This is a genomic window from Variovorax sp. YR216, assembly GCF_900107745.1.
GTDB lineage: Bacteria > Pseudomonadota > Gammaproteobacteria > Burkholderiales > Burkholderiaceae_C > Variovorax.
On record NZ_FNRO01000002.1, the window covers coordinates 927,488 to 950,001 of the forward strand.

Genomic DNA, 22,514 nt, shown 5'->3' on the forward strand with positions numbered 1-22,514 from the left:
CGATGAGCAAGGCTTTTCCTGCCGCACGCGAGACCGCGATGCGAACGCTTTTCGCGGTTGCAGCGGCGTTCCTGCTGGCGTCTTGTGCGACCAAGGACGGCAGTACGCCGATCCCCTCGAACGGCACCAATGCCTCTGCCATCGTGACCGAGTCGGATGAAACCAACGCCCGCAAGCGCGCGAAGCTGCGTGTGGAACTGGCCATCGGCTATTTCCAGCAAGGGCAGCCCACGGTTGCGCTGGACGAGATCAAGCAGGCCCTTGCCGCCGATCCGACCTTCCCGGATGCCTACATCCTGCGCGGCGTCGTCTACATGCGTCTCGACGATCCCGCCGGCGCCGAGGACAGCTTTCGCCGTGCGCTCGCCCTGAATCCACGCGAGCCCAACGCGCTCCACAACTACGGTTGGCTTCTCTGCCAGCAGAATCGTTTTGCCGATGCCCAGCAGCAGTTCTCGGCGGCGCTGTCCGTCCCCAACTACACGGACCGCGCCAAGACGCTCATGACGCAAGGTGTCTGTCAGCTCAAGGCCGGCCAGCGCGCGGAGGCGGAACGCAGCCTCACGCAGGCCTACGAGATCGACGCGGGCAATCCGGTGATCGGCTACAACCTCGCTTCGATCCTCGTGCAGCGCGAAGAATGGACGCGCGCCCAGTTCTACATCCGACGCATCAACAACAGCCCATCGGCCAGCGCCGAAACGCTGTGGCTGGGTATCAAGATCGAGCGCCAACTCAACAACCGTGAGGCGGCTTCGCAACTGGGAGCCCAGTTGCAGCGCCGCTTCCCCCAGTCGCGTGAGGCGCTGGCTTTCGAGCGCGGAAATTTCAATGATTGAGCGGGCAAGTGAATTCGGGGCATCGGCAGCGGTGCCCCTGGTTGGTGGCGACAGCACGAACATGACCGCCGGCGACATGCTGCGCGAAGCAAGAGAGGCGCATGGCCTGCACATCGACGTGGTGGCCGCCGCGCTCAAGGTGACGCCACAGAAGCTCGCGGCCCTGGAGGCCGACGACATCGACGCGCTGCCCGATCCGGTGTTCGCCCGCGCGCTCGCAGCGAGCGTGTGCCGGGCGCTCCGGATCGATCCGGCGCCGGTGCTCGCCAAGTTGCCTGGCGCCCAGCGTCCGGCTCTGGCGGAAGCCGATCGCACCATGAGCAAGAGCCTGCGTTCTGCTTCGCCGCGCTCGGGCGGCGCGAGCGCGCTGCCGTCGCGCCCGCTGGTAATCGTCGTCATCCTGTTGTTGATCGGCGCTGCAGTGCTGTTCTGGCTGCCGCAGTCGCTCTTCGATCGCGTGAGCGAATCGGTCTCTCATCTGGTGCAGCACACCGCCTCCGATGAGCAGCCTGCCGCCCCGTCGAAGCCGGCGAGTCCGGCGCCGGCCGCGGTGACCGAAGCCGTTTCACCGGCTCCTCCAGTCGAGCCGCCTGCGGAGGCGGCACCCGTGGAGCCCGCGCCGGCGGCGGCCGCGCCTGTCCCCAGCAATGACCTGATCGTCTTCGTCGCACGCGATGACACCTGGATTTCCGTGAGCGAGCCCGGCGGCAAGCAATTGCTGCATCGCACCGTCAAGGCCGGTGAAACCGTGGGTCTGACCGGCACGCTTCCACTGTCGGTGGTCGTCGGCCGCGCGGCGGGCGTGCAGGTGCAGGTCCGGGGCAAGCCCTTCGACCTCGCGCCGCTCGCGCGCTCCGGGGGCGTGGCACGGTTCGAAGTCAAACCTTGAGCAGGACATCATGACCGATAGCGCCAGCAATTTGGGTTGCCTGCCGATCGAAGCCGCCGCCCCGAAGGCGCGGCGGTCCCGCCAGGCCAGCGTGACGTGGGGGGCCCGAACCGTCACGATCGGCGGCGATGCGCCGGTGCGCGTCCAGTCGATGACCAACACCGATACCGTCGATGCGATCGGCACCGCGATCCAGGTCAAGGAGCTGGCGATCGCCGGATCGGAACTGGTCCGCATCACCGTCAATACGCCCGAGGCGGCGGCGCAGGTGCCGTACATCCGCGAGCAACTCGATCGCATGGGCGTGGACGTTCCGCTGGTCGGCGATTTCCATTACAACGGCCATCGGCTGCTCACCGAGTACCCGGCCTGCGCCGAAGCGCTGAGCAAGTACCGCATCAATCCCGGCAACGTGGGCAAGGGCGACAAGCGCGACCGTCAGTTCGGCCAGATGATCGACGCCGCCATGCGGTGGAACAAGCCGGTGCGCATCGGCGTGAACTGGGGCAGCCTCGACCAGGAGCTGCTGGCGAGCCTGATGGACATCAACAGCCGGCGTGCCGCGCCCTGGGATGCCAAGCAGGTGATGTACGAGGCCCTGATCACGTCCGCGATCGAGTCCGCGAAGCTCGCCGAGTCGATGGGCATGGATGGCAACCAGATCATCCTGAGCTGCAAGGTGAGCGGCGTGCAGGACCTGATCTCCGTCTACCGGGAACTCGCCAAGCGCTGCGACTACGCCCTGCATCTCGGCCTGACCGAGGCCGGCATGGGCACGAAGGGCACGGTGGCTTCCGCGACTGCGCTGTCGATCCTGCTGCAGGAAGGCATCGGCGACACGATCCGCGTTTCGCTGACGCCGCAGCCCGGCGAGTCCCGCACGCAGGAAGTCGTCATCGCCAACGAGATCCTGCAGGCGCTCGGCTTGCGCGTGTTCGTGCCGAGCGTGACGGCCTGCCCCGGATGCGGTCGCACCACCAGCACGACCTTCCAGGAACTCGCCAAGCAGATCGACGACTACCTGCGCATGCAGATGCCGGTCTGGCGCACCCAATACCCGGGCGTGGAGACGATGAAGGTCGCCGTCATGGGCTGCATCGTCAATGGCCCGGGTGAAAGCAAGCACGCCGACATCGGCATCAGTCTTCCCGGCACCGGCGAAGCGCCCGCGGCGCCGGTCTTCATCGACGGCGAAAAGGCTCTCACGCTGCGCGGCGACGACATCGCGCGCGAGTTCCACAAGCTGGTCGAGAACTACGTTGAAAAACGCTTCGGCGGCGAGCATGCCGCACAAGCTGTCTGAGTACTGCATCCATGGCTGAAAAACTCAATGCCGTCAAAGGCATGAACGACATATTGCCGCCCGAGTCGGCGCGCTGGGAATGGCTCGAAGCCACCGTGCGCGAGGTGATGGCGCGCTTTGCCTATCGCAACGTCCGCACGCCGATCCTCGAACACACGGCGCTGTTCGTGCGCGGGATCGGCGAGGTGACCGACATCGTCGAGAAGGAGATGTATTCCTTCCACGACCGCTCGGACAAGTACGGCGACAACGACCACCTGACGCTTCGGCCGGAGAATACGGCGGGCCTCGTGCGCGCGGTGGTCGAGCACAACATGCTCTACGACGGCGGCAAGCGCCTCTGGTACATCGGCCCGATGTTCCGGCGCGAGAAGCCGCAGCGGGGGCGTTTCCGCCAGTTTCACCAGATCGGCGCGGAAGCCCTGGGCTTCGCCGGCCCCGATGTCGATGCCGAATTGATCCTGCTGGCCCATGCGCTCTGGAAAGCGATCGGCCTGACGGATGTTCGTCTCGAACTGAACAGCCTGGGCCAGCCGGCCGAGCGCGCGCAGCACCGGGCGCAACTGATTGCCCATTTCGAGCGCCACGCCGACCAGCTCGACGAAGACGCGAAGCGCCGGCTGCACAGCAATCCGCTGCGGATTCTCGACACCAAGAATCCGGCCATGAAGGAGATCGTGGAGTCCGCGCCCAGGCTGATGGACTTCCTCGGCGCCGAATCGCTGGCTCACTTCAATGGGCTGAAGGCCATCCTGGACGCCAACGGCATCGCCTACACGATCAATCCTCGCCTGGTCCGCGGGCTCGACTACTACAACCTCAGCGTGTTCGAGTTCGTGACGGATCGGCTGGGCTCGCAAGGAACGGTCTGCGCCGGCGGCCGCTATGACGATCTGATCGCGCAGATCGGCGGCAAGCCTGCCCCGGCCGTGGGCTGGGCCATCGGCGTCGAGCGGATCCTCGAGCTGGTGAAAGAGCAGGGCGCCGCCATCCCGGCTCCAGTGCCCGATGTCTACGCCGTCGTGCCGGACGCGGCTGCGATGCCCATCGCTCTGCGTACCTTGCAGCAACTGCGCGAAGCCGGCGTGCGCGCGCAGATGCATGCGGCCACCGTCGACGGTCTCGGAAGTTTCAAGTCGCAGTTCAAGAAGGCCGACGCCAGCGGCGCGAACTACGCCCTGATCTTCGGGACGGACGAACTCTCTCGCGGGGAAGTCATGGTGAAGGCGCTGCGCGACGGCACAGGCGCCCAGACGGCCCGCCCGCTGGCCGACGTGACCGCATGGGCTGCCACCCTACAATCCTCGGCTCCCAACAATTGATAGCGCATGGCCACCCATCTCGATCTCGAAGAACAGGAACAGCTCGACCAGCTCAAGCATTTCTGGAATACGTACGGCACCCTGATCACCTGGGTCGTGCTTCTCGTGGCCGGCGCCTTCGTGGCGTGGAACGGTTGGCAGTACTTCCAGCGCAACAAGGCGGCGCAGGCATCGGCGCTCTATGACGAAGTCGAGCGCAGCGCACAGGCCGGCGACACGGCTCGCATCGAGCGCGCGCTGGCCGATATGAAGGCGAAGTTCGCCGGCACCGCCTATGCGCAGCAGGCTGGCTTGCTCGCGGCCAGGTCGCTCTATGACAAGGGCAATGCCGAAGGCTCCCGCGCGGCGCTTGCGTGGGTGGCCGAGAACGCGGTCGATCCGGGCTACAAGATGGTCGCGAAGCTGCGGCTTGCCGGCGAATTGCTGGATGCCAAGTCCTACGACGAAGCGCTCAAGCAGCTTTCGGGCGACGTCCCCAAGGAATTCGAAGCGCTGGTGGCCGACCGCAAGGGCGACATCTACCTCGCGCAGGGCAAGCGCGAAGAGGCCAAGGCCGAATTTCAGAAGGCCTGGTCTGCCTTCGACACACGCACGGAATATCGCCGTCTCGTGGAGATCAAGCTCAACGCCGTTGGCGTCGATCCGAAGAGCCTGACGTCGCAGACCGGTGCCGCATCCCCCGCCAAGAACACACCATGAATTTCAAGCGTTATCTGCCTTCGGCGCGCGTTCTGCGCACAGGGTCCGCCGTGGTCCTGATTGCTGCGCTGGCGGCCTGCTCCGGGACGGCGCGTCCGAAGCCGGTCGAACTGCCCGCCAATGTGGCTGTCATGGGCGTCCGGCAAGCCTGGACCCTGCGAATTCCCGCGGTCAGTTTCCCGCTGTCGACCAATGTCAGCGGCGACAACGTCGCCGTGGCTTCGAGCGATGGCACCGTCGTCGTGATCGATTCGCGCGCGGGCCAGGAAGTCTGGCGCGGGAATGCGGGCGCTCCGCTGGTGGCGGGCGTCGGCAGCGACGGCACGCTGGTGGCGGTGATCACCGCCAGCAACGAACTGGTCGCGCTGCAAGGCGGCAAGGTGCTCTGGAAGCAGCGCCTGAGCGCCCAGGCCTTCACGCAGCCGCTGGTGGCGGGCCGCCGCGTCTTCGTCCAGACTGCCGATCGCACCACGAGCGCATGGGATGGCCAGAGCGGGCGCCGCTTGTGGTCGCAGCAGCGCAATGCAGAGAACCTGGTGCTCAAGAAGCCAGGCGTGTTGCTTGCCGTGGGCGACACCCTGGTCGCCGGCGTTGGCGGTCGACTGGTCGGCATCAATCCGGCCAACGGCACGAGCCGCTGGGAAGCGCCGATCGCCGCGCCGCGGGGCACGAACGATGTCGAGCGTCTGGTCGACCTGACCGGCACCGCAAGCCGCGTGGGCGACAGCGTCTGCGCGAGGGCCTATTCCGCCTCCGTGGGCTGTGTGGACACCGCTCGCGGTGCACTCGTCTGGACCAAGCCGGCGGCGGGCGCGGACGGCGTCGGCGGTGACGATCGCTTCGTGTACGGCACGGAGGACAACGGCACGGTCGTGGCCTGGCGCCGCGCGGATGGCGAGCGCGCATGGCAGCAGACGGATCTGCTCAAGTACCACATCCTCACCGCGCCGCTCGCGGTGGGGCGCTCGCTGGTCATCGGCGACGCGACCGGCCAGCTGCATTTCCTTTCGCGTGATGATGGCGCGGCGCTGAACCGCGTCACTCCGGATGGTTCGCCCATCGCTGCAACGCCGGTGATTTCCGGCAATACGGTCGTGGTCGTCACCCGCAACGGCGGCGTGTTCGGCTACCGGCCAGAATAATCTGATGAGAGGGCGCCTTCAATGAAGCCGGTCATCGCACTGGTCGGGCGTCCGAACGTCGGCAAGTCGACGCTGTTCAACCGCCTGACCCAAACGCGCGACGCCATCGTCGCGGACTTCGCCGGACTCACGCGCGACCGTCACTACGGCAATGGCCGACTGGGCAGGCACGAGTTCATCGTGATCGACACCGGCGGCTTCGAGCCCGATGCCGGCAGTGGCATCTTCAAGGAGATGGCCAAGCAGACGCGGCAGGCGGTCGCCGAGGCGGATGTCGTCATCTTCGTGGTCGATGCACGTGAAGGCCTTTCGGCCCAGGACCATGACATCGCCAACGAACTGCGCCGCCTCGGCAAGCCGTGTCTGCTCGTCGCCAACAAGGCCGAGGGGATGCAAGACAGCGCGAAGCTCGTCGACTTCTACGAGCTCGGGTTCGGCGAGGTGCATGGCATTTCGGCGGCGCACGGGCAGGGCATCCGCGGCCTGGTCGAGCTTGCGCTCGAGCCGCTCAATCTTCCGGAAGACGACGAGGATGAGGAAGAAGAGGCCAACAAGCCGGTCAAGTTGGCGGTGGCCGGTCGCCCGAACGTCGGCAAATCGACCCTGATCAATACCTGGCTCGGCGAGGAGCGACTGGTTGCCTTCGACATGCCCGGCACCACGCGCGACGCGATCATGGTGCCTTTCGAACGCAATGGTCAGCGCTTCGAGCTCATCGATACAGCCGGCCTGCGCCGCAAGGGCCGGGTGTTCGAGGCCATCGAGAAGTTCTCGGTGGTCAAGACGCTTCAGGCCATCGAGACTGCGAATGTCGTCCTGCTGCTGCTCGATGCAACGCAGGGCGTGACCGATCAGGATGCTCACATCGCAGGCTACATCCTCGAAAGTGGTCGCGCGGTGGTGATCGCGATCAACAAGTGGGATGCGGTGGACAGCTACCAGCGGGAGCAGATACAGCGTCAGATCGAGATCCGCTTGCCGTTCCTGAAATTTGCTGCGCTGCATTTCATCTCGGCGGCCAAGCGACAGGGGCTGGGTCCGCTTTGGCAATCGATCGTGCAGGCACACAAATCCGCGACGCGAAAGATGTCGACGCCGGTGCTGACGCGGCTGCTGCACGAAGCCGTGCAGTTCCAGGCCCCCAAGAAGTCGGGGATGTTCCGGCCGAAGATGCGCTATGCGCACCAGGGCGGCATGAACCCGCCGGTCATCGTGATCCACGGCAACTCGCTTGAGCACGTGACGGACGCCTACAAGCGCTTTCTCGAAGCGCGCTTCCGCAAGGAATTCGATCTCATCGGCACACCCTTGCGGATCGAGCTCAAGACCTCGCACAATCCGTTTGCTGACAAGGACGCCTGAGTGGCTGAGTGCCGAGCAAGAGACGCCTTTTTTTCGAAGGCCTTTTGCGCTTTTTTGCTGCGGCGCGGAATCGCTGTGTTAAGGTGACCGGCTCAACAACAACTCTTGAACACGGAGAATATCGTGAGCAATAAAGGGCAACTTCTACAAGACCCATTTCTGAACACGCTGCGCCGAGAGCACGTGCCGGTTTCGATCTACCTGGTCAACGGCATCAAGCTGCAGGGTCAGATTGAGTCTTTCGACCAGTACGTCGTGTTGCTTCGCAATACGGTGACCCAGATGGTCTACAAGCATGCCATCTCCACCATCGTGCCCGGGCGGGCCGTCAACTTCTCGGTCACCGAGAGCGACGACGCAGCAGCCTGAGCAGGCACGAAGCGCGGTGGACCACCCACCGCGCTTTTTCCATTTGATTCCGATTGTCTGAGCCAATCCCCCGGAAAGATGGCGCCGTCGTTCTCGTCGGCGTGGACTTTGGGCTGCCCCATTTCGACAGCGAACTCGAGGAACTGGGCCTGCTCGCGCAAACGGCCGGACTCGAGCCGGTTGCACGTCTCGTCTGCAAGCGCAAGGCGCCCGATGCCGCGCTGTTCGTGGGCAGCGGCAAGGCAGATGAAATCCGCGAACTTGCCGAGCTGTACCGCGCCAGCGAGGTCATCTTCGACCAGGCGCTGAGCCCGGCCCAGCAACGCAATCTGGAACGGCAGCTCGGCGTCGCGGTCTACGACCGCACCTTCCTCATCCTCGAGATCTTCGCGCAGCGTGCGCGCTCTCACGAGGGCAAGCTGCAGGTTGAGCTGGCGCGGCTGCAATACCTGAGCACGCGGCTCGTGCGCCGGTGGTCCCACCTCGAACGCCAGCGCGGGGGCATCGGCACGCGCGGTGGTCCTGGCGAGACGCAGATCGAACTCGACCGCCGCATGATCGGCGAGGCCATCAAGCGCACGCGAGAACGCCTCTCGAAGGTGCAGCGCCAGCGTGGCACCCAGCGCCGGCAGCGTGAACGGCGCGACACCTTCAACATCTCGCTGGTCGGGTACACGAACGCAGGGAAGTCGTCGCTGTTCAACGCGCTGGTCAAGGCGCGCGCCTATGCGGCCGATCAATTGTTTGCCACGCTGGACACGACCACGCGCCACCTGTACCTGGGCGACGCGAGCCGCAAGGTGTCGCTGTCCGACACCGTCGGCTTCATCCGGGAGTTGCCGCACGGCCTGATCGATGCCTTCAAGGCGACGCTACAGGAAGCGGTCGATGCCGACCTGCTGCTCCACGTGGTCGATGCCTCCAATCCCCATTTCCCGGAGCAGATGGCCGAAGTGCAGGCTGTGCTAAAGGACATCGGCGCCGACACCGTGCCCCAGCTCCTGGTGTTCAACAAGCTCGATGCCATCGAAGCGAACCGGCATCCGCTGCAGTTGTGCGACGAGATCAACGTCGACGGCGTGCAGGTGCCCCGGATCTTCCTCAGCGCCCGAACGGGCGAGGGGCTGCCGGCATTGCGCGCCGAACTGTCATTGCGCGCCCGCCCGGTGCCTGAGGACGGCATGACCCCAAGAGCTGGCGCCGAATTGCACGATGCCGCCAGTTGAATTGGGCACAATCAGCTTCACTGACTCAAGAACACCAACCGAATGAATGCAAAGCCAGTGTGGAAACGGTTTCACGGCATGTTCAATCTGAACGACGGCCGGTGGGGCCGTGGCGACGATTCCTCGTCCAACGGCGACCGTCCCGCCGCGAATCGGCCTGATGGCGAACCTCCGGCGCCGCCGCCTTCTGGCAACAACAATCGTCCGCGCGGACAGGGCCCCAATCAGGGCCCGCCGGATCTCGACGAACTCTGGCGCGATTTCAACCGCAAGCTCGGCGGCCTGTTCGGTGGCCGCGGCGGCGGCGATCGCCCGAACGGTGGCAACGGCGGCGGCCTCAAGCCCGACATGAAGAACGCGGGCTTCGGGATCGGCCTCGTGGCGGCGGTGGCCGTGCTGATCTGGCTCGGGACCGGCTTCTTCATCGTCAACGAAGGCCAGCAGGCGGTCATCACGCAGTTCGGCCGATACAAGTCGACCGTCGGCGCCGGCTTTAACTGGCGCCTGCCGTATCCGATCCAGCGCCACGAGGTCGTCGTGACCACGCAGATCCGATCCGCGGACGTCGGGCGCGACACCATCGTGCGCTCCACGGGCCTGCGCGAGTCGGCCATGCTGACCGAGGACGAGAACATCGTCGAGATCAAGTTTGCCGTCCAGTACCGGCTGAATGACGCGCGCGCCTTCCTCTACGAGAGCAAGGCGCCCGCCGATGCGGTGGTGCAGGTTGCCGAAACCGCGGTACGCGAAGTGGTCGGCAAGATGCGCATGGATGCGGCATTGGCGGACGAGCGCGACCAGATCGCCCCGCGCGTGCGCAACCTGATGCAGACGATCCTCGATCGCTACAAGGTTGGCGTGGAGATCGTCGGCATCAATCTCCAGCAGGGCGGTGTTCGTCCGCCCGAGCAGGTGCAGGCCGCGTTCGACGACGTGCTGAAGGCGGGCCAGGAGCGCGAGCGGACCAAGAACGAGGCCCAGGCCTATGCCAACGACGTCGTGCCGCGAGCCACCGGTACGGGCTCCCGCCTCAAGGAAGAGTCGGAAGCCTACAAGGCCCGGATCGTCGCGCAGGCGCAGGGTGACGCGCAGCGCTTCAGCTCGGTGCTGGCCGAATACCAGAAGGCGCCGCAGGTCACGCGCGACCGCATGTACACCGACGCGATGCAGCAGGTCTACAGCAGCACCACCAAGGTGATGGTCGATTCGAAGCAGAACTCGAACCTGCTCTATCTTCCGCTCGACAAGCTGATGCAGCTGTCCGCCCAGAACAATGCCGCCACGCCGTCCGATGCCGCGAGCCCCAACGTGGCCGGGACCGCGCCACCGCAGTCGTCTGTCATTCCGGTCGCGCCGGCTGACTCCCGGGCGCGCGATGGCCGCTCACGTGACCGCGACGTGCGCTGAGGACTGACCCCATGAACAGAATCGGATTCATCGTTTCCTCGATCCTCGTCCTGCTGGCGCTGGCAAGCTCGACGCTATTCGTGGTCGACCAGCGCCAGTTCGGCGTGGTCTACGCCCTGGGCCAGATCAAGGAAGTCATCACCGAGCCGGGCTTGAACTTCAAGCTTCCGCCGCCGTTCCAGAACGTGTCGTATATCGACAAGCGCCTCCTGACGCTGTCGAGCCTCGATCCCGAGCCCATGCTGACGGCCGAAAAGCAGCGCGTGGTGATCGACTGGTACGTGCGCTGGCGCATCACCAATCCGTCGGAATACATCCGCAACGTCGGCCTCGACGAGAACGCGGGTGCGGTGCAGCTCAACCGGGTGGTGCGCAATGCCTTCCAGGAAAACATCAACAAGCGCACCGTGCGCGACCTGATCTCGGTGCGCCGCGAGCAGTTGATGTCGGACGTCCAGCGCGAGGTGCTGGACGTGGTGAAGGGCGCGAAGCCCTGGGGCGTGGACATCATCGACGTCCGCATCACCCGCGTCGACTACGTTGAAGCCATCACCGAGTCCGTCTACCGCCGCATGGAGGCCGAGCGCAAGCGCGTGGCGAACGAGCTGCGTTCGACCGGTGTCGCCGAAGGCGAAAAGATCCGTGCCGATGCCGACCGCCAGCGCGAAGTGATCGTCGCCAACGCCTATCGCGATGCGCAGAAGATCAAGGGCGAGGGCGATGCCCGCGCCGCGAGCCTGTACGCCGATGCGTTCGGGCGTGATCCGCAGTTCGCGCTGTTCTACAGAAGCCTGGATGCCTACAAGCAGAGCTTCAACAAGAAGAGCGACGTGATGATCCTGGATCCGTCGTCCGACTTCTTCCGCTCGATGCAGAGCTCCGGTTCCACCTCGAACGCGCCGCGGCGCTGAGCCGGGGCTCGGGGTGGCTTCGGCCTGAAGTCGGTCATGGACTCCGATACGTTCTGGAATGCCATCGCGCTGGTGCTGGTGATCGAAGGACTGCTGCCGTTCTTCTCGCCCGGCGGATGGCGCAAGGGCTTCGGGCAGCTCATGCAGCTTCGGGATGGGCAGCTTCGGTTCTTCGGCCTTTGCAGCATTCTCCTGGGGCTGTTCCTGCTCTGGATCCTGGCCTGACTGGGTGCCGGTAGAATCCCGGTTTAACCACGCCCCCGATCCCCATGTCCGCCTGGGTCCTTCCGGATCACATTGCCGATGTGCTGCCCTCCGAGGCGCGCCACATCGAAGAACTTCGACGCCAGCTGCTCGATACCGCCCGTGCCTTCGGCTACGAGCTGGTGATGCCGCCGCTCCTGGAACATCTCGAGTCTCTGCTTTCGGGCACCGGCGAGGCGCTCGATCTCCAGACTTTCAAGTTGGTGGACCAGCTGTCCGGTCGCAGCATGGGCCTGCGGGCCGACACCACGCCGCAGGTCGCGCGCATCGATGCCCATCTTCTCAACCGGGCCGGCGTCACCCGGCTTTGCTATTGCGGTCCTGTTCTTCACACGCGGCCTGATCGTCCGCACGCAACCCGCGAGCCACTCCAATTCGGCGCCGAGATCTACGGCCATGCCGGCCTCGAAGCCGACACCGAGATCCTTCGTCTCGCGCTCGACTGCCTGAATGCTGCGGGCATCAGCGGCCGTGCGCAGGCCCCGGTGATCGTCGACATGGCTGACGCACGCATCGTGCGCTCGCTGTTCGCCGGCGTGCCCGTCGACGCCGCGGCGATCGCCCTGGTCCATGCCGCGCTGGCCGCCAAGGACGCCAGCGGCCTTCGGGAACTCACCGCCGACTTCCCTGCGCAGTCGCGCGAAGGCCTGCGTGCGCTCGTTCAGCTGTACGGCGACGTCGCCGTGCTCGACGAGGCCGCCAAGGTTCTGCCCGACATCGCCGGCGTGCGGGCGGCGCTGTCCGATCTCCGCCAGCTCGCGGGCCGGATCGACGGCGCTAAGGTCAGCTTCGACCTCGCCGATCTCCGCGGCTACGCCTACTACAGCGGCATGCGCTTCGGCATCTACACCAGCGGCGCCAGCGACGCGCTGGTACGTGGAGGGCGCTACGACGAGGTCGGCGCCGTGTTCGGCCGCAACCGCCCGGCAGTCGGCTTCAGCCTCGACGTGCGCGAGCTGGTGGGCGTCCTGCCTGCCCAGCCGCTGCGCGCCGCGATCCGTGCGCCCTGGAGCGATGCGGAGGCCCTGAACAAGACCATCGCCGCACTGCGCGGCCAAGGTGAAACCGTCGTGTGCGTGCTGCCCGGCCACGACAGCGAAATCGACGAATTCCATTGCGACCGCGAGCTCGTCGAGCACAACGGCCAATGGCGCGTGCAAGCCATCTGAATCCTCTGAAGCGAAACATCATGAGCGTAACCACCGGAAGAAACGTGGTCGTCGTCGGCACCCAATGGGGCGACGAGGGCAAGGGCAAGTTGGTCGACTGGCTGACCGAAAGCGCGCAGGGCGTCGTGCGATTCCAGGGAGGCCACAACGCGGGCCACACGCTGGTCATCAATGGTGTGAAGACCGCTCTGCATCTGATCCCGAGCGGCATCATGCGTCCGGGCGTCAAGTGCTACATCGGCAACGGTGTGGTGCTCTCGGCGGCCAAGCTGTTCGAGGAGATCGAGGGCCTCGAGAAGGCCGGCGTCGAGGTGCGCTCGCGCCTTCGCATCAGCGAGGCTTGCCCGTTGATCCTGCCTTTCCATGCGGCGCTCGACATCGCGCGTGAGGCGTACCGCGAAAAGGGCGGCATCGAGAAGATCGGTACCACCGGCCGCGGCATCGGCCCGGCCTACGAGGACAAGATCGCGCGCCGCGCGCTGCGGGTGCAGGACCTGAAGCATCCCGAGCGTTTCGCGAGCAAGCTCAAGATCCTGCTCGAACTGCACAACCACGTGCTCACGCAAGTGCTGGGTTCGGCCCCGATCGAGTTCGATGCCGTCTACGACGAGGCCATGCGCCACGCCGAATTGCTCAAGCCGATGATGGCCGACGTGTCGCGCGAACTCAATGACGCGCATCGCGACGGCGCGAACCTGCTGTTCGAAGGCGCGCAGGGAACGCTGCTCGACGTCGACCATGGCACCTATCCGTACGTCACGTCGAGCAACTGCGTGGCCGGCAATGCCGCAGCCGGATCGGGCGTCGGCCCGGGCATGCTGCACTACGTGCTCGGTATTACCAAGGCGTACTGCACGCGTGTCGGCGGCGGTCCGTTCCCGACCGAACTCGAATGGGACAAGCCGGGCACCGTGGGTTATCACCTGAGCACCGTCGGCGCCGAGAAGGGCGTGACCACCGGCCGCAGCCGCCGTTGCGGCTGGTTCGATGCGGCGCTGCTCAAGCGCTCGGCCCAGGTCAACGGCCTGAGCGGCCTGTGCATCACCAAGCTCGACGTGCTGGACGGCCTCGAGGAATTGCAGCTGTGCACGGGCTACATGCTCGACGGCGAATACACCGACATCCTGCCCATGGGCGCGGACGAGATCGAGCGCTGCACCCCGGTCTACGAGACGCTCGAAGGCTGGACCGAAAGCACCGTGGGTGTCACGCAGTACGACAAGCTGCCGATCGCCGCGCGGCTCTATCTGCAGCGCATCGAGCAGGTAACTGGCGTGCCGATCCACATGGTCTCCACCAGCCCTGACCGTGATCACACGATCATGATGCGCCATCCCTATCTCGCAGACTGACCCACCCGCAGGAGACGAACTTTCATGTTGACCGAAGACGGCAAGCATCTCTACGTTAGCTACGACGAGTACCACAACCTGATCGAGAAACTCGCGATCAAGGTGTACCAGTCAGGCTGGCAGTTCGACACCATCCTCTGCCTGGCGCGCGGCGGCATGCGGCCGGGCGATGTGCTCTCGCGCATCTTCGACAAGCCCCTCGCGATCATGTCGACCAGTTCTTACCGGGCGGACGCCGGCACGGTGCAGGGGCACCTCGACATCGCGCGCTACATCACCACGCCCAAGGGCGAGATCGCGGGCAAGGTGCTGCTGGTCGATGACCTCGCGGATTCGGGCCACACGCTGCACGCGGTGGTCGAGATGCTCAAGAGCAGCTACAAGCCGATCACCGAGCTGCGCAGTGCGGTGCTCTGGACCAAGGCGCTGTCGACCTTCACGCCCGACTATTCGGTCGAGTTCCTGTCGACGAATCCCTGGATCCATCAACCTTTCGAAGGCTACGATTCCCTCGGCGCCGAGAAGCTCCTGGAGAAGTGGTCGGTGTAGGGGTTCGCCCCCAGCCTCGCCCACTTCGTGTGGCTCGGACACCCCCTTCCGGGGGCAATACCGGCGGCCCGGCCAAGCCGGTTCCGCGGTATTTCCAGAACGGGCCTCGCATTGCTCGCCGAAGCCCACGCGCCTTCCGAATCGGCAGCGCGCAGCGCGCCTGTTCGTGGGCCGCCGCGGAACCGGCTTCGCCGGGCCGCAGGGCGGCGCCCCCTTGAGGGGGGAGGCGGCCACACGAAGTGGGCAAGCAACGGGGGTGGGCTACATTGCAAACATGCCAAAGCCCATCACCGACCTGATCCACCATCCCTATGTGCCTCCCGCGAAATTCGGCTCGCCCCAAGTGGGCGTATACAAGGCGTCGACCGTGTTCTTCGCGGATGTCGCCGCGATGCGCGCGCGGGACTGGAAAACCAAGGCGGGATACACCTACGGCCTCCACGGCACGCCGACCACGTTCACGCTCGAGGAGCGGCTCGCCACGCTGGAGGGAGGCACCGAGTGCCTGCTGGTGCCCAGCGGTCTTGCCGCCATCGCGCTGGTCTCGTTCGCGCTGCTGAAGACCGGCGACGAGGTCCTGATCCCCGACAACGCCTACGGACCGAACAAGGCATTGGCCAACGGCGAGCTTGCCAACTTCGGCATCACGCACAAGCTGTACGACGCGATGAATCCCGCGGATCTCGCGGCCAAGTTCTCGGAGCGCACCAAGCTGGTCTGGGTCGAGGCGGCAGGGTCGGTCACCATGGAGTTTCCGGATCTGCCCGCGCTGGCCAAGGTCTGCCGCACCCGGGGCGTCATCGTCGCGCTCGACAACACCTGGGGTGCGGGCCTGGCCTTCGCGCCGTTCGACTTCAACGGAAGCGGGCAGGGCGTCGACATCTCGATCCAGGCGCTCACCAAGTACCCCAGTGGTGGCGGCGACGTGCTGATGGGCAGCGTGACGACGCGCGACGAACGCCTGCATCGCGCAATCAAGCTCACGCACATGCGCATGGGCTACGGCATCGGCGTGGGGGATGTCGAGACGGTGCTGCGTTCGCTCCCCAGCATCGCCCTGCGCTACGCGGCGCATGACCGCAGCGCACGCGAACTGGCCCTTTGGCTGGAGGACCGCGCGGAGATCGCGCAGGTGCTCCACCCTGCGCTGGAAAGCTCGCCCGGACATGCCAACTGGCTGCGGCTCTGCGGCACGACCGATCTGGCCGCCGGACTCTTCTCGGTGGTTTTCGATTCGCGCTACGGCACCGAACAGGTCGACCGCTTTTGCGACAGCCTGTCGCTTTTCAAGCTCGGCTACTCGTGGGGCGGACCGATCAGCCTGGTCGTGCCTTACGACATCGGTCTCATGCGCGACCCGGGCGTCGCGCACTGGCCGCACAAGGGCACGCTGGTGCGTTTCTCGATCGGCCTGGAAGACGTCGACGACCTTCGCGCCGATCTCGAACAGGCCCTTGCGGTGCTCTGAAGGCGGGCTGTTATCGCGTACAGTCCGACGAAGCGCAGTTACCGTGACTGCCGGACCTTGAAGGAGAGGCTGTGGCAACACCCAACTATGGCTACGAGAAGCGTCAAAGGGAACTGGCGAAGAAGAAGAAGAAGGAAGACAAGGCTCGGGAGAAGGCCCAGCGCAAGCTCTCGCCCAGCAGCGACGGGCTGGCGCCGGGCGATCCGGAGACAGATGTGGCCTCGCTCGAACACGATCCGCCGACCATTCCCGTGCTTCCCACCAAGAACGGCTGAGTCGGCCGGTTTCGACCAGAAATAAAGCCGCCGCGGTCCCCGGGCCGCGGCGGCTTTGTTTCTTGGCGACTCACTTGGGCAGCATCTTGCGCAGCGGTGGCCAGACGTTGTCCAGCATGCGCGGCTGCGCTGCTGCGGTCGGGTGGATGCGATCGGTCTGGAAGAGCATCGCCGCGTCGGGTCCGTCCGCCACTCCCTTCAAGAGAAACGGCACCACCGAGGTCTTTGCCGTGCCGGCCACCTTGGGGAAGATCGCCTCGAAGCGCCGCGTGTAGTCGCTGCCATAGTTGGGCGGCACCTGGATGCCGACGATCAGCACCTGCGCGCCCGCGGCCTGCGCGGACTTGGCCATCTGAAGCAGGTTGTCCTCGGTGCTCGTGAGCGACAGGCCGCGCAGCGCGTCGTTGGCGCCCAGCTCGAGCACCACGTGCGTCGGCTGGTGCTGCGACAGCAGCCCGGGCAGCCGGGAACGACCGCCGGCGGTGGTGTCGCCGCTGATGCTGGCGTTGACCACCGTTGCCGGAATCTTTTGTTCCGCGAGGCGCTTCTCGAGCAGCGGCACCCAGCCGTCGCCGCGCCGGAGCCCGTATTCGGCCGAAAGCGAGTCGCCGAGCACCAGGATCACCGGCGGCTTACCCGTGGCCGCCATGGCGGAAATCGAAAACCATGCGCCTGAGCCGCTCAAGATAAAGTGACGTCGATTCACAACGCGAAACCTTTCAATGTCCTCAATCCAAACCGATGGCGCATCCGACGTCATCGTTGCCGTCGAGCATGTCTTCAAGTCCGTCACGGATTCCACCGGAACGCTGGACATCCTGCGCGACATCGACTTCACGCTCGGCGCGAGGGAAACCGCCGCCATCGTCGGCGCATCGGGATCGGGAAAGAGCACCTTGCTGTCGATCGTCGCAGGGCTGGACACGCCCACCCGAGGTACCGTGAAGCTCGCCGGGGAAGACCTGTTCGCCATCGACGAAGACGAACGTGCGGCCCTGCGCGCCCAGAAGGTCGGCTTCGTTTTCCAGAGTTTCCAGCTGCTCGGCAACCTGAGCGCGCTCGAAAACGTGATGCTGCCACTCGAACTGGCCGACCGCAAGGATGCCCGGAAGACCGCGACCGAAATGCTCGAGCGCGTCGGCCTCGGCCAGCGCCTCGGTCACTACCCGAAGGTGCTGTCGGGGGGCGAGCAACAGCGGGTGGCGCTTGCGCGTGCCTTCGTGGTGCAGCCGCAGCTCCTGCTGGCGGACGAACCCACCGGCAGCCTCGACTTCGCGACCGGCGAGCAGGTGATGGAGCTCATGTTCGACCTCAACCGCGAACTCGGCACCACACTCGTGCTCGTCACGCACGACCGCAGCATCGCGGCCCGCTGCGACCGCCGGATCACCATCGAGGCCGGCCGCGTCGCCGCCGAGGAGCGCAGCAGCGTCTGAACGCATGAATCTGGCGCGGGCCAGGCCAGGAATCCCGCGGAACCGGCTCCGCCGGGCCGCTGGGATTGCCCCCCTCCCGCCGAAGGCGAGAGAGGGGGGAGCCGCGAAGCGGCATGGGGGGTGTTTGTGATAATCCACCGGATGTCTTCCCCCAAAGTGATCTTCGGCTTCCACGCCGTGGGCGTGCGCATCAAGACCGCGCCGAAATCCGTGATCGAAGTGCTCTTCGATGCCAGCCGGCGCGATGCGCGCATGCGGCAGTTCATCGCGCGTGCGCAGGAGGCCGGGGTCCGGCTGATCGAGGCCGACGGCGTGCGCCTGGCCAAGCTCGCCGGCAGCCATGGCCATCAGGGCGTGGCGGCGCGCGTGGAGCCCATTGCCCAGACGCATTCGCTCGACGAACTGCTTGAAGGCCTCGAAGCCGCCGGCACGATGCCGCTGCTGCTGGTGCTCGACGGCGTGACCGATCCCCACAACCTCGGTGCCTGCCTGCGCGTGGCCGATGGGGCCGGCGCGCATGCGGTCATCGCGCCCAAGGACCATGCGGCCGGCATCAACGCCACGGTCGCCAAGGTCGCCAGCGGCGCGGCAGAGACGATGCCGTACTTCATGGTCACCAACCTCGCCCGCACGCTCAATGAGCTCAAGGAGCGCAACATCTGGTGCGTCGGCACCAGCGACGATGCGCCTGGCACGCTCTACCAGTGCGACCTCAAGCGCCCGCTCGCGCTCGTGCTGGGGGCTGAAGGCGAGGGCATGCGCCAGCTCACCCGCAAGACCTGCGACGAACTGGTGAGCATCCCGATGGCGGGCGCGGTCGAGAGCCTCAACGTGTCGGTCGCAAGCGGCGTGTGCCTCTACGAGGCCATGCGCCAGCGGATCGCCTGAGGCGGCTTCGCCCATGCAGCCCGCACTGACCTACGACCCGAACCCCTCCGCGCCGCGATGGCGCCTGCCGGCGGGCGCCTGCGATGCGCACGTGCATGTGTTCGGGCCGGCGGCACGCTTTCCCTTTGCGCAAGACCGCGGCTTCACACCCGGGGATGCGCCGAAGGAAGCGCTTTTTGCCCTGCATCGCAAACTGGGCATCGAGCGCTGCGTCATCGTCCAATCGCTCTGCCATGGGCTGGACAACCGCGTGGTCGAAGACGCCATCGCCGCAGGCGGTGGCAACTACCTGGGTGTGGCGCTGCTGCCGCTCGGTGTGAGCGACGACGAGCTCGAACGCCTCGCGGGTGCCGGCTTTCGCGGCGTGCGCTTCAACTTCGCGAAGGCGCCCAACCCGGCCTTCGACGTGGAGCGCGTCGTCGCCTTCACGCGGCGGCTCGAGCCGCTCGGCATGCACCTCCAGGTGCATTTCGAACGCGGACTGGTCCGTGAGCTGGCCTCGCCGCTGGCGAAGAGCGCGGTGCCGGTCGTCGTCGACCACATGGCGCGGGTGGACGCGGCGCAGGGGCTGGCGCAACCCGACTTCATCGCTCTGCACGCGCTCATGAAGAACCCGTTGTTCCGCGTCAAGCTCAGCGGCATCGACCGCATCACCCACGACGCGGGGCGCAACGGCTACCGGGACGGCATCGCCATCGCGCACCGTCTGCTGCAGGACTTTCCGGAGCGCTGCTTCTGGGGCACGGACTGGCCGCATCCCCTGCACGACCATGTGCCGGACGACGCCACGCTGGTGGATGCGCTGGCGCAGATCGCGCCCGACGCCGCGCTGCGCGAGCAGCTGCTGGTTCACAACCCGCAGCGCTTCTACCGATTCGTCGCGTAACCGGGCTTGGCTACAGAAGCGCGAAGAAGCGCATCACCACCTGCGCCGGATGCCGCACGCCGACGCCGACGAACATGCGATCGTTGATCCAGGCCAGCGCCTTCGACGACGTCTCGAAGCGCGGGTTGCAGCGGAAATAGACCTGCGCCGGATCGACCGGCTCGCCGCGCAGCAGCTTCGCCATCACATCGGCGGGCGCCGCGCGCACCGCATGGTTCTGCACGTAGATCAGGTCCCCGGCATCGGTCTCCAGGCCGTAGCGCGCATCGAGCTCGGACAGCGTGTCGCTCACGATGAGCTGGAAATCGGTGCCGCCCGGCAGCACGCGGGCCGTCCAGCCGTTGCCGCGCGCCTGGCCGCCGGTGATCGGCACCAGCCGGCGCATGCCGCGCGCGCCCTGGCTGAGCACCTGGGGCTTGCCGACGTCGACTTCCAGGTCGGCGAAGTGGTCGAGGGAGGGCGGGGCGAGCGGATCGGTGCTGGTCATCCCTTCATTCCTCCGCGCTGGCCTGGTCGAGCATCGCGATGACGTCGGCATCGAGCTTCAACTGCACCGCCGCAGCCAGCTCGCCCAGTTGTTCGATCGAGGTGGCGCTGGCGATCGGGGCGGTGACCGAGGGCCGCGCGATCTGCCAGGCCAGCGCGATCTGGCCCGGCTTCGCACCGGTCGCCTTGGCGGCCTGGTCGAGCGCATCGAGGATGCGCAGCCCGCGCGGGTTGAGGTACTTCTTCGTCGTGCTGGCGCCGCGCGCGCTCTTGGCCGCGTCGGCCTCGGTGCGGTACTTGCCGGTGAGGAAGCCTGCCGCCAGCGCGTAGAAGTTGATCACGCCGACGCCGCGCGCCAGGCACAGCGGCTCCAGCTCCTTTTCGAACACCGCACGGTCGTAGAGGTTGTAGAGCGGCTGGAGGCTCTCGTAGCGGGGCAGTCCCGCCTTCTCGGCGACGTCGAGCGCCTCGGCCAGGCGCGCCGCGGTGAAGTTCGATGCACCGATCGCGCGCACCTTGCCAGCCTTGATCAACTCCGCGAATGTGGCGGCGGTTTCCGCCAGCGGCGTGTCCGGATCGTCGTCGTGCGACTGGTAGAGATCGATGTGATCGCACTTCAGCCGGCGCAGCGAAGCGTCCACCGCCTCACGGATGTAGGCCGGCGAGAGCCCCTGCTTGCCTTCACCCATCGGCTTGCCGACCTTGGTTGCGAGCACCACGCGGTTGCGCTTGCCGGTCTGCTGGAGCCATTTGCCGATAAGGGTCTCGGACTCGCCGCCGGTGTGGCCGGGCACCCAGCGCGAATACACATCGGCGGTGTCCACGAAGTTGAAGCCCGCGTCCAGCCAGGCATCGAGGAGGCGGAAGGACATGGCCTCGTCGGCGGTCCAGCCGAACACGTTGCCGCCGAAAGCGAGCGGGGAAACCTGCAGGCCGGAGCGGCCGAGAGTGCGCAGTTGCATGGATCGATTCCTTGGTGGAGGTTCAGACAAAGCCCACGGCGCCGAGCAGGGCCCCGGCGCCGAGAAGCCACAGGAGATGGGTGCGGGTGCGCCACACGATCAAGGCGGCGGCGCCAGTGAGCAGCCACAGGTGCCAGGCGGGCGTGTCGCCCGAATGGTTGCCGGATGCGAGCACCCAGCCAGTCGCGACCAGCAGGCCCACCACCACGGGCGCCATGCCCTGCTTGAAGGCCCGCACGCCGCGCCTGGTGCGATTGCGGTGGCCCCAGCGCGTCGCGAAGTAGGTGAGGGTGGTGCTCGGCAACATGATGCCGACCATCGTTGCCGTGAGCCCGAGCAGGCCCGTCAGCCACGCGTGCGGGCCGGCGCCGATGCCGCCGCCAGCGTTGAGCCCGACATTCCATCCCATCAACGCGACGAACAGCACGTTCGGCCCGGGGGCCGCCTGCGCGATCGCCACCGACGAACTGAACTGCGCATCCGTGAGCCAGCCGTGCTGCGCGACCAGGTAGCGGTGCATGTCGGGCACCGTGGTGATCGCGCCGCTGATCGAGAGCAGCGAGAGCAGCATGTACTGCGCGAAGAGCGCCAGCCAGTCGTGCCAGTGCATCGTGATCGTCACAGGAGCACCTCCGTGCGTCGCACTGCGGTGCAAGCCTCCTTCGGAGCGGCGGGACGGAGGCTCATGGTTCCAGCCTCCACCACGTCCACACGCACGCCACCCCGCCCACGACGATCAGGACCCAGCCGAGCGGCACGCGCACCAGCGCGATGGCCGCGAACACCAGCACCACGATGCCGAGGCACACTGTGAAACCCAGAGGATGTCTTCGCAGCGCCGGGATCAGCTTGATCCCGGTCGCGGCGATCAGCCCGCCGGCCACCGCGCCCATGCCGCGCAGCGCGCCCGCCACCTGCGGATTGCCGGCGTAGTGGGCGTAGAGCACCGCGAGCACGAGGATCACACCCAGGGGCACCGTCAGCATTCCCGCGACCGCGGCGATCGCGCCGCGAAGGCCGAAGTGGCGGTCGCCGATCATCAGCGCGAGGTTCACAACGTTCGGCCCCGGCAGCACCTGTGCCACGGCCCAGTCCTCGAGGAATTCGTCGGGGGTGAGCCAGCGCTTCTTCTCGACCATCTCGCGCTGCACGACGGCCAGCACGCCGCCGAAGCCCTGCAGGGCCAGCCAGGTGAAGGACAGGAAGAGGTCGCGAACGGACTGGGGACGCGGCCGGTCGCTCGCCGGTTCCGCAGGGTGGAGGGCCTGGTGCATCGCCGGCGATTATGCTCGGCGGTTTCGCGGCGCGCT

25 protein-coding genes are annotated in these 22,514 nt (G+C 66.4%); 20 read left to right on the plus strand and 5 right to left on the minus strand.

The window, feature by feature from the left end; translation table 11 throughout:
• The first annotated feature begins 2 nt into the window (after positions 1 to 2).
• The 17 genes from pilW to BLW05_RS09455 all read left to right on the plus strand — a co-directional run bounded on the left by pilW (position 3) and on the right by BLW05_RS09455 (position 16,546).
• The gene (gene pilW / locus BLW05_RS09375; protein ID WP_093161950.1) at positions 3 to 839 is read left to right on the plus strand and encodes a type IV pilus biogenesis/stability protein PilW; all 837 of its coding nucleotides are present in this window, start codon (positions 3 to 5) and stop codon (positions 837 to 839) included.
• A complete protein-coding gene (locus BLW05_RS09380) occupies positions 832 to 1,728 on the plus strand; it encodes a helix-turn-helix domain-containing protein (RefSeq protein ID WP_093161951.1) in 897 nt (298 codons plus the stop codon). Before pilW ends, BLW05_RS09380 begins: the two co-directional genes overlap by 8 nt.
• Positions 1,729 to 1,738: 10 nt before the next feature.
• Complete coding sequence (ispG, locus tag BLW05_RS09385; protein WP_093161953.1) at positions 1,739 to 3,031, plus strand: flavodoxin-dependent (E)-4-hydroxy-3-methylbut-2-enyl-diphosphate synthase; 1,293 nt, start codon at positions 1,739 to 1,741, stop codon at positions 3,029 to 3,031.
• Between the two features lie 11 nt (positions 3,032 to 3,042).
• Positions 3,043 to 4,353: a histidine--tRNA ligase gene (gene hisS / locus BLW05_RS09390; RefSeq protein WP_093161954.1), complete on the plus strand. Its 1,311-nt coding sequence runs from the start codon at positions 3,043 to 3,045 to the stop codon at positions 4,351 to 4,353.
• A 6-nt stretch (positions 4,354 to 4,359) separates the two neighbouring features.
• Complete coding sequence (locus tag BLW05_RS09395) at positions 4,360 to 5,052, plus strand: YfgM family protein (RefSeq protein ID WP_093161956.1); 693 nt, start codon at positions 4,360 to 4,362, stop codon at positions 5,050 to 5,052.
• Entirely contained in the window at positions 5,049 to 6,194 is a 1,146-nt protein-coding gene (gene bamB, locus BLW05_RS09400; protein ID WP_093161957.1) for an outer membrane protein assembly factor BamB, read from the plus strand. The genes BLW05_RS09395 and bamB overlap by 4 nt, the downstream gene beginning before the upstream one ends.
• A gap of 21 nt (positions 6,195 to 6,215) precedes the next feature.
• Positions 6,216 to 7,556, plus strand: coding sequence for a ribosome biogenesis GTPase Der (der, locus tag BLW05_RS09405; RefSeq protein WP_093161959.1), 1,341 nt, complete (start codon positions 6,216 to 6,218; stop codon positions 7,554 to 7,556).
• A gap of 105 nt (positions 7,557 to 7,661) precedes the next feature.
• Positions 7,662 to 7,925 carry an RNA chaperone Hfq gene (gene hfq / locus BLW05_RS09410; protein WP_177142599.1) on the plus strand — a complete coding sequence of 88 codons (264 nt, stop codon included), beginning with the start codon at positions 7,662 to 7,664 and terminating at the stop codon, positions 7,923 to 7,925.
• 53 nt (positions 7,926 to 7,978) lie between these two features.
• Complete coding sequence (gene hflX / locus BLW05_RS09415; protein WP_093161962.1) at positions 7,979 to 9,151, plus strand: GTPase HflX; 1,173 nt, start codon at positions 7,979 to 7,981, stop codon at positions 9,149 to 9,151.
• A 78-nt stretch (positions 9,152 to 9,229) separates the two neighbouring features.
• The gene (hflK, locus tag BLW05_RS09420) at positions 9,230 to 10,558 is read left to right on the plus strand and encodes an FtsH protease activity modulator HflK (protein WP_093161964.1); all 1,329 of its coding nucleotides are present in this window, start codon (positions 9,230 to 9,232) and stop codon (positions 10,556 to 10,558) included.
• Between the two features lie 11 nt (positions 10,559 to 10,569).
• Entirely contained in the window at positions 10,570 to 11,469 is a 900-nt protein-coding gene (gene hflC / locus BLW05_RS09425) for a protease modulator HflC (RefSeq protein WP_093161965.1), read from the plus strand.
• Positions 11,470 to 11,505: 36 nt separating this feature from the next.
• Positions 11,506 to 11,694 carry a DUF2065 domain-containing protein gene (locus BLW05_RS09430; protein ID WP_093161967.1) on the plus strand — a complete coding sequence of 63 codons (189 nt, stop codon included), beginning with the start codon at positions 11,506 to 11,508 and terminating at the stop codon, positions 11,692 to 11,694.
• 44 nt (positions 11,695 to 11,738) lie between these two features.
• A complete protein-coding gene (locus tag BLW05_RS09435; RefSeq protein ID WP_093161968.1) occupies positions 11,739 to 12,902 on the plus strand; it encodes an ATP phosphoribosyltransferase regulatory subunit in 1,164 nt (387 codons plus the stop codon).
• A 20-nt stretch (positions 12,903 to 12,922) separates the two neighbouring features.
• Complete coding sequence (locus BLW05_RS09440) at positions 12,923 to 14,254, plus strand: adenylosuccinate synthase (protein ID WP_093162174.1); 1,332 nt, start codon at positions 12,923 to 12,925, stop codon at positions 14,252 to 14,254.
• A 24-nt stretch (positions 14,255 to 14,278) separates the two neighbouring features.
• The gene (locus tag BLW05_RS09445) at positions 14,279 to 14,803 is read left to right on the plus strand and encodes a phosphoribosyltransferase (protein WP_093161970.1); all 525 of its coding nucleotides are present in this window, start codon (positions 14,279 to 14,281) and stop codon (positions 14,801 to 14,803) included.
• Between the two features lie 274 nt (positions 14,804 to 15,077).
• Positions 15,078 to 16,271 (plus strand): PLP-dependent transferase, encoded by a 1,194-nt coding sequence (locus BLW05_RS09450; RefSeq protein ID WP_093162175.1) that lies wholly within the window; start codon positions 15,078 to 15,080, stop codon positions 16,269 to 16,271.
• A 71-nt stretch (positions 16,272 to 16,342) separates the two neighbouring features.
• Complete coding sequence (locus BLW05_RS09455) at positions 16,343 to 16,546, plus strand: hypothetical protein (protein WP_093161971.1); 204 nt, start codon at positions 16,343 to 16,345, stop codon at positions 16,544 to 16,546.
• Positions 16,547 to 16,616: 70 nt separating this feature from the next.
• On the opposite strand, the gene BLW05_RS09460 is transcribed toward BLW05_RS09455, so the two are convergent.
• Complete coding sequence (locus BLW05_RS09460) at positions 16,617 to 17,195, minus strand: arylesterase (protein WP_093161973.1); 579 nt, start codon at positions 17,193 to 17,195, stop codon at positions 16,617 to 16,619.
• A 73-nt stretch (positions 17,196 to 17,268) separates the two neighbouring features.
• On the opposite strand from BLW05_RS09460, the gene BLW05_RS09465 reads away from it, so the two are divergent.
• The 3 genes from BLW05_RS09465 (at position 17,269) to BLW05_RS09475 (ending at position 19,756) form a co-directional block, all read left to right on the plus strand.
• Entirely contained in the window at positions 17,269 to 17,982 is a 714-nt protein-coding gene (locus BLW05_RS09465; RefSeq protein ID WP_093161974.1) for an ABC transporter ATP-binding protein, read from the plus strand.
• Positions 17,983 to 18,123: 141 nt separating this feature from the next.
• Positions 18,124 to 18,870, plus strand: coding sequence for a 23S rRNA (guanosine(2251)-2'-O)-methyltransferase RlmB (rlmB, locus tag BLW05_RS09470; RefSeq protein WP_093161976.1), 747 nt, complete (start codon positions 18,124 to 18,126; stop codon positions 18,868 to 18,870).
• A gap of 13 nt (positions 18,871 to 18,883) precedes the next feature.
• On the plus strand, positions 18,884 to 19,756 hold the full coding sequence (locus BLW05_RS09475) for an amidohydrolase family protein (RefSeq protein WP_093161977.1): 873 nt from the start codon (positions 18,884 to 18,886) through the stop codon (positions 19,754 to 19,756).
• Between the two features lie 10 nt (positions 19,757 to 19,766).
• Here the strand turns inward: BLW05_RS09475 and BLW05_RS09480 are convergent, their stop codons facing one another.
• The 4 genes from BLW05_RS09480 to BLW05_RS09495 all read right to left on the minus strand — a co-directional run bounded on the left by BLW05_RS09480 (position 19,767) and on the right by BLW05_RS09495 (position 22,478).
• Positions 19,767 to 20,243: a DUF3237 domain-containing protein gene (locus tag BLW05_RS09480; protein ID WP_093161979.1), complete on the minus strand. Its 477-nt coding sequence runs from the start codon at positions 20,241 to 20,243 to the stop codon at positions 19,767 to 19,769.
• A gap of 4 nt (positions 20,244 to 20,247) precedes the next feature.
• Positions 20,248 to 21,204, minus strand: coding sequence for an aldo/keto reductase (locus BLW05_RS09485; RefSeq protein ID WP_093161980.1), 957 nt, complete (start codon positions 21,202 to 21,204; stop codon positions 20,248 to 20,250).
• Positions 21,205 to 21,226: 22 nt separating this feature from the next.
• Positions 21,227 to 21,814 (minus strand): chromate transporter, encoded by a 588-nt coding sequence (locus tag BLW05_RS09490; protein ID WP_177142614.1) that lies wholly within the window; start codon positions 21,812 to 21,814, stop codon positions 21,227 to 21,229.
• A 73-nt stretch (positions 21,815 to 21,887) separates the two neighbouring features.
• Positions 21,888 to 22,478 carry a chromate transporter gene (locus BLW05_RS09495; RefSeq protein WP_093161983.1) on the minus strand — a complete coding sequence of 197 codons (591 nt, stop codon included), beginning with the start codon at positions 22,476 to 22,478 and terminating at the stop codon, positions 21,888 to 21,890.
• Positions 22,479 to 22,514 lie beyond the last annotated feature (36 nt).

Coding starts and splice junctions, on each gene's coding strand:
- pilW (WP_093161950.1), top strand. CDS start 3: ATGAGCAAGGCTTTTCCTGCCGCACGCGAGACCGCGATGCGAACGCTT.
- BLW05_RS09380 (WP_093161951.1), top strand. CDS start 832: ATGATTGAGCGGGCAAGTGAATTCGGGGCATCGGCAGCGGTGCCCCTG.
- ispG (WP_093161953.1), top strand. CDS start 1,739: ATGACCGATAGCGCCAGCAATTTGGGTTGCCTGCCGATCGAAGCCGCC.
- hisS (WP_093161954.1), top strand. CDS start 3,043: ATGGCTGAAAAACTCAATGCCGTCAAAGGCATGAACGACATATTGCCG.
- BLW05_RS09395 (WP_093161956.1), top strand. CDS start 4,360: ATGGCCACCCATCTCGATCTCGAAGAACAGGAACAGCTCGACCAGCTC.
- bamB (WP_093161957.1), top strand. CDS start 5,049: ATGAATTTCAAGCGTTATCTGCCTTCGGCGCGCGTTCTGCGCACAGGG.
- der (WP_093161959.1), top strand. CDS start 6,216: ATGAAGCCGGTCATCGCACTGGTCGGGCGTCCGAACGTCGGCAAGTCG.
- hflK (WP_093161964.1), top strand. CDS start 9,230: ATGTTCAATCTGAACGACGGCCGGTGGGGCCGTGGCGACGATTCCTCG.
- hflC (WP_093161965.1), top strand. CDS start 10,570: ATGAACAGAATCGGATTCATCGTTTCCTCGATCCTCGTCCTGCTGGCG.
- BLW05_RS09430 (WP_093161967.1), top strand. CDS start 11,506: ATGGACTCCGATACGTTCTGGAATGCCATCGCGCTGGTGCTGGTGATC.
- BLW05_RS09435 (WP_093161968.1), top strand. CDS start 11,739: ATGTCCGCCTGGGTCCTTCCGGATCACATTGCCGATGTGCTGCCCTCC.
- BLW05_RS09440 (WP_093162174.1), top strand. CDS start 12,923: ATGAGCGTAACCACCGGAAGAAACGTGGTCGTCGTCGGCACCCAATGG.
- BLW05_RS09445 (WP_093161970.1), top strand. CDS start 14,279: ATGTTGACCGAAGACGGCAAGCATCTCTACGTTAGCTACGACGAGTAC.
- BLW05_RS09450 (WP_093162175.1), top strand. CDS start 15,078: ATGCCAAAGCCCATCACCGACCTGATCCACCATCCCTATGTGCCTCCC.
- BLW05_RS09460 (WP_093161973.1), bottom strand. CDS start 17,195: ATGGCGGCCACGGGTAAGCCGCCGGTGATCCTGGTGCTCGGCGACTCG.
- BLW05_RS09465 (WP_093161974.1), top strand. CDS start 17,269: ATGTCCTCAATCCAAACCGATGGCGCATCCGACGTCATCGTTGCCGTC.
- rlmB (WP_093161976.1), top strand. CDS start 18,124: ATGTCTTCCCCCAAAGTGATCTTCGGCTTCCACGCCGTGGGCGTGCGC.
- BLW05_RS09475 (WP_093161977.1), top strand. CDS start 18,884: ATGCAGCCCGCACTGACCTACGACCCGAACCCCTCCGCGCCGCGATGG.
- BLW05_RS09480 (WP_093161979.1), bottom strand. CDS start 20,243: ATGACCAGCACCGATCCGCTCGCCCCGCCCTCCCTCGACCACTTCGCC.
- BLW05_RS09485 (WP_093161980.1), bottom strand. CDS start 21,204: ATGCAACTGCGCACTCTCGGCCGCTCCGGCCTGCAGGTTTCCCCGCTC.
- BLW05_RS09490 (WP_177142614.1), bottom strand. CDS start 21,814: ATGCACTGGCACGACTGGCTGGCGCTCTTCGCGCAGTACATGCTGCTC.
- BLW05_RS09495 (WP_093161983.1), bottom strand. CDS start 22,478: ATGCACCAGGCCCTCCACCCTGCGGAACCGGCGAGCGACCGGCCGCGT.